Raw genomic sequence first — 5147 nt, 5'->3', positions numbered from 1 at the left:
CGCATCCAGCTTAATAAATGCGCATTTAAAGGACGACTCAAGAATGGCATACTTTGACATGCAACGCAATGAAATTATTCAACAGGAGAGAAATTCAGCAGATACTACCTATACTGCTCAAGAAGCTCCTGCAACACTTCATCACCAGGACATAACGCCTTTGCTGTTAATGCATTTAAAGGGGTATCAGTCGTTCCAAGGATGTCATGGGTTTCTCTGGGTTCCTCATTAACATGAAGGATTCCTGTGAGAAGACGCCCTTTTTCCCGGTGATACTCCAAGGCATCAATGGCAGCCCGGCGGCTGGTTATATCTATGGATTCATCACTTTTATGCAGATGAATCTCTCCACCGTCATGCAGAGCAACCGACTGGGTGGTTCCCTTTTTATACTGGGTTGTAATCTCCTGTTTAAAAGGAATAAAGTCAAAAGTCCCGGTAGCCTCTCTATGGTCACGAACCCATTGATAGCTTTTTGTCGATGTGGTGGTGTTATTAAAGGTTACACAGGGAGAAATAACATCAACAACCGCAAAACCGTTATGTTTCAGGGCTGTTTTCAGTAAAGGAACAAGCTGCTCCTTGTCTCCGGAAAATCCACGGGCAACAAAGCCTGCCCCCATCTGGATAGCAAGCTCACAAAGGTCAATAGATTCAAAAGGATTGGGATGTCCTTTTCTGCTGGCTGATCCCCTGTCTGTGGTTGCTGAATCCTGCCCTTTGGTCAACCCATAACAGCCATTATTCATAATAATATAGTTCATATTAAGATTGCGCCGGGCAACATGAATAAATTGCCCCATCCCGATAGAAGCGGTATCACCGTCACCAGATACGCCCAAATAAAGCAGTTCTTTATTCGCCATATTGGCACCAGTGGCAATGGAGGGCATGCGTCCATGCACGGAATTAAAGCCATGGGATTTTCCCAGGAAATAGGCAGGTGTTTTGGAAGAACAGCCAATCCCGGACATCTTAACAACTCTATGGGGATCTATACAAAGCTCATAGCAGGCATTGATGATGGCATTACTGATGGAATCATGGCCGCAACCTGCACAGAGGGTGGAAACAGCACCTTCATAATCACGCCTGGTGTAGCCTGCCTCATTTTTCGGAAGATCTGGATGACGAAATGTCGGGCGACGTACACTCATTGGGCACCTCCTTTCTGCTGAATTGTTTCTTCTATGGCCTTCACAATAAGGCCCGCTGTGAGCGACATCCCGTCTATATTGGTTATGGGGAGCAATGTATCCGGGTTAACCTTGCATTCTGTTATCAGCAAGGTTCGCATCTGGCTGTCCCGGTTCTGCTCTATAATGAAAACAAACTCGTGCCTGTCCAGAAACTCCTGAACCTCGTCCTGAAAAGGAATCCCTCTGACACGCAACCTGTTCATAACAAAACCTTTTGAGGCCATGATGTCCAGGGCTTCATGTGAGGCATGACTACTGGAACCAAAAAATACGACTCCATAACCAGCTTGGTTATCAGATATCTTTATCCGGGGTGCAGGCACAAAACCCTTGGCTGTCTCCCATTTTCTGTTCAGCCGCATCATGCAACGTTCATAGGCATCACTGTCTTCAGTATAGGCGGCATACTCGTCATGGGAGGATCCACGGGTAAAATAGGAGCCCAGCTCAGGATGGGTACCAGGATATGTCCTGTAACAGATACCATCACCATCCACGTCCAGATACCGCCCCCATTTCTCGGTCATTGCTTCCAGCTGATCCTTATCAAGGACCTTGCCCCGATCATATTGACGCACATCATCCCATTGCATGGGCAGGCTCATATTATCATTCATGCCAAGATCCAAATCTGTCATGATGATAACCGGACTTTGGATCTTTTCTGCAATATCAAAGCTGTCCGCAGCCATTTCAAAACACTCTTTGGGATCACAGGGAAAGAGCAGGACATGCTTGGTATCACCATGGGAGGCATAGGCAGCACTCAAAATATCGCCCTGTTGGGTCCGGGTGGGCATACCTGTACTGGGACCAGTACGTTGCACATCCACCAACACCACTGGAATCTCAGCAAAATAGGCCAGTCCTAAAAATTCACTCATCAAGGACACACCAGGGCCGGAGGTGGCTGTAAAGGCCCGTGCCCCGTTCCAGGAAGCACCCAGCACAATACCAAGGGCTGCCAGTTCATCTTCAGCCTGAATGATTGCTGCCTTTTTCTTAGCATCCTCATCCACCCGATACTGATTCACGAACTTATCAAAGGACTCAATCACCGAGGTGGAAGGGGTGATGGGATACCAGCCAGCCACGGTGGCCCCGCCATAGACAGCACCCAAACCAAGAGCTGTATTACCGTCCATCAAAACATGATTGGTAATTTTATTGCTGGGCTGCACAGAGAGCTTACAAACATGGGGAAAATATTCAGCAGCATAGTTAAAACCCAACGCCAAGGCCTGGATATTTGGTTCTGCAAGTTTGGGCTTTTTTATGAATTGCCGGGTAATGGAATCACGTAGCACTGAAAAATCAATATCAAAGAGACTGGCCAAGGCACCAACGTAAACGATATTTTTGAGCAATTGACGCAGCCTTGGATTCTCAATCTGCTGATTACAAATTTCTGTTAACGGAATGCCAATCAGGATGATATCCTCCCGGAGAAAGTCATCTCCCAGTTTTCTTGAGGAATCATAGAGAAAATATCCACCCGGTGCCAGATCGTCATAATCCTTTTTTAAGGTCCGGCCATTGACCGCAACAATAAAATCATACCCTCCCCGACGCCCCAGGTACCCCTTTTCATTGACCCGTACCTCGTACCAGGTTGGCAGTCCCTGTATATTGGAAGGAAAAATGTTCTTGGGACTGACCGGTACGCCAAGACGAAAAATAACCTTGGCAAAGAGATTATTGGCACTGGCCGAACCTGAGCCATTGACATTGGCAAAGCGGATAACAAAATCATTGACCGCTGTAATTTTCATCATTCTTGTCATTATTCCTGCCCTGCCTTTGCGGTTATATAGGTATATTTCTGCATATCCCAGGCTGATGTGGGACACCGTTCTGCACAGAGTCCACAATGGAGACAGACATTCTCGTCCTTCACCATAACCCGGCCCGTTGGTAAGGTATCAGAGACATACAGCGATTGCGTCCTGTTGGTTGCAGGAATGGCAAGTTTGCGACGTAAGCTCTCCTCATCATCATTATCCGAAATTTCCAAAAAATTAATACAGGTTGTGGGACAGACATCAACACAGGCATCGCATTCAATACATTCACTGGCAGTGAACACGGTCTGCACATCGCAATTAAGGCAGCGCCGGGATTCTGTCAAGCCTCGCTCCCTGTCAAATCCCAATTCCACTTCCAACAGGCGATCCTTAATAGACTTCACCTTGGGCACTGTTGGGACATTTTGCCGTTGTTCATCAGAAATCTCACTGGGATACATCCAGTCCTGCAAGCCCATTTTCTGACCATAGAGTAAGGTAATAGGCTGCGGCCTGTCTTGAAGATCTTTCCCTTGGCAAAAAAGATCTATTGAAAGGGCGGCCTTGTGCCCATGAGCAACAGCTGTGATGACATTCTTGGGACCAAAAGCAGCATCACCGCCAAAAAAGATTTTTGGGATATTAGATTGCAAGGTGATCTTATCCACTTTTGGCAAACCACGATCATCAAAAAGCAGGCCAACCTCGGGTTCAATCCAGGGAAAGGCATTTTCCTGACCAATCGCCAACAAGACCTCATCACAGGCAATGAAGATATCATCCTTACCAGCCCCCTCTTCTGAGGTATCCTGAAAGCGAATTCCGGTTAACTTCTCCTGCTCCATGACAAACTCTACCGGGGAAAGCTGCTCCAGAATCGGAATATCCTCTCGTACTGCGTCTTCAATCTCCCATTCTGAGGCCTTCATGTTTGCACGGATCCCCCGGATAACCACCTTGACCTCTTCGCCGCCAAGCCTTCTGGCAGTCCGGCAGCAATCCATTGCTGTATTGCCACCGCCAATAACCAGAGTTGTTTTGCCAGTATGTTTGATATGACCGTACTGCACCGAGGCCAGCCATTGAATCCCAATATGGATAAAGGCTGCTCCTTCCTTTCTGCCGGGCAGATCAAGGTTCTTGCCGCGCGGGGCTCCGGTACCGATAAAAACAGCATCATACTCTTTTCTCAGAAAGTTCTTCATGCTGGAGATATAGGTATTGAAATAGGTTTTCACGCCCATATCCAGAATAATATTCACTTCATCATCAAGAACCTTTTTTGGCAGTCTGAAGGCAGGAACCTGACTCCGGACAAAGCCACCCGCTTCAGCCTGGTCATCATACAGGTCAACACTGTATCCTAAGGGTAAAAGGTCTCTGGCCACGGTTAAGGAAGCAGGTCCACCACCAATCAAAGCAATTTTTTTTCCATTTTTTTCCTTGGGAATTTTGGGAAGGCGGTCTTGTATTTCACCCTTATTATCAGCACAAACCCGCTTCAGGCGACAAATAGCAACTGATTTTTCCTCCACCCTTCCTCTGCGACAGGCTGGCTCACAAGGTCGATCACAGACCCGGCCTAAAATACCAGGAAATACATTGGACACCCAGTTGATCATATAGGCATCTGTATATTTTTTTTCAGCAATAAGCCTGATATACTCTGGAACACAAGTATGGGCAGGGCAGGCAAACTGGCAGTCAATGACTTTATGAAAATACTCAGGATTATTAATATCTGTTGGATTCAATGAGAACTCTCCAAATGCTGTTTCCGAACGAAATTCGAATATAATCTTTTATTGTATGATCTTTTTAAAGCATAATTGCCACATTGTGAAATGTTTTTTTAGAATGATGCAGTGAGCAACAAAAAGAAAAAATTACAGAATGCTCGACGAACTGAGCGGAATCGAATAAAATATTGCGAGCTGTCCTCCATTCATCCTTAATCAGGAGAAGCTCATATGGGATCTCAGGAAAACAAACCAATAAGTACGGCAAAATACCCTGTTGAGGCAGCAAAGCCGCAGCGGGAGCATTCCCAAAAAGTAGGTCAAACCACACTTGCTGCCTTGAGGGAAAAAATATGCTCTCTCAGCATGTTCCATCGACCAGCTTTGTAATGCGCCCGTAAATACAACATGGCCTCCGCTGTTTC

General features: G+C 46.5%; 3 protein-coding genes. All 3 read right to left on the bottom strand.

The annotated features are described in order from the left end of the window. Positions 1 to 104 precede the first annotated feature (104 nt). From L2082_RS18330 to L2082_RS18320, 3 genes are read right to left on the bottom strand one after another with little or no spacing between them, the layout of a single operon-like run. Positions 105 to 1157, bottom strand: a complete 1053-nt coding sequence (locus L2082_RS18330) for a 2-oxoacid:ferredoxin oxidoreductase subunit beta (protein ID WP_446010700.1) — start codon at positions 1155 to 1157, stop codon at positions 105 to 107. Next, positions 1154 to 2974 carry a 2-oxoacid:acceptor oxidoreductase subunit alpha gene (locus L2082_RS18325; protein WP_446010699.1) on the bottom strand — a complete coding sequence of 607 codons (1821 nt, stop codon included), beginning with the start codon at positions 2972 to 2974 and terminating at the stop codon, positions 1154 to 1156. The genes L2082_RS18330 and L2082_RS18325 overlap by 4 nt, the downstream gene beginning before the upstream one ends. A gap of 8 nt (positions 2975 to 2982) precedes the next feature. Further along, positions 2983 to 4737 carry an FAD-dependent oxidoreductase gene (locus tag L2082_RS18320; protein ID WP_446010698.1) on the bottom strand — a complete coding sequence of 585 codons (1755 nt, stop codon included), beginning with the start codon at positions 4735 to 4737 and terminating at the stop codon, positions 2983 to 2985. Between the last annotated feature and the right edge of the window lie 410 nt (positions 4738 to 5147).

The organism is Candidatus Electrothrix sp. (assembly GCF_052785085.1).
Note: the sequence above shows the minus strand (reverse complement) of the source record. Positions and strands in the feature narration are given on the sequence as shown.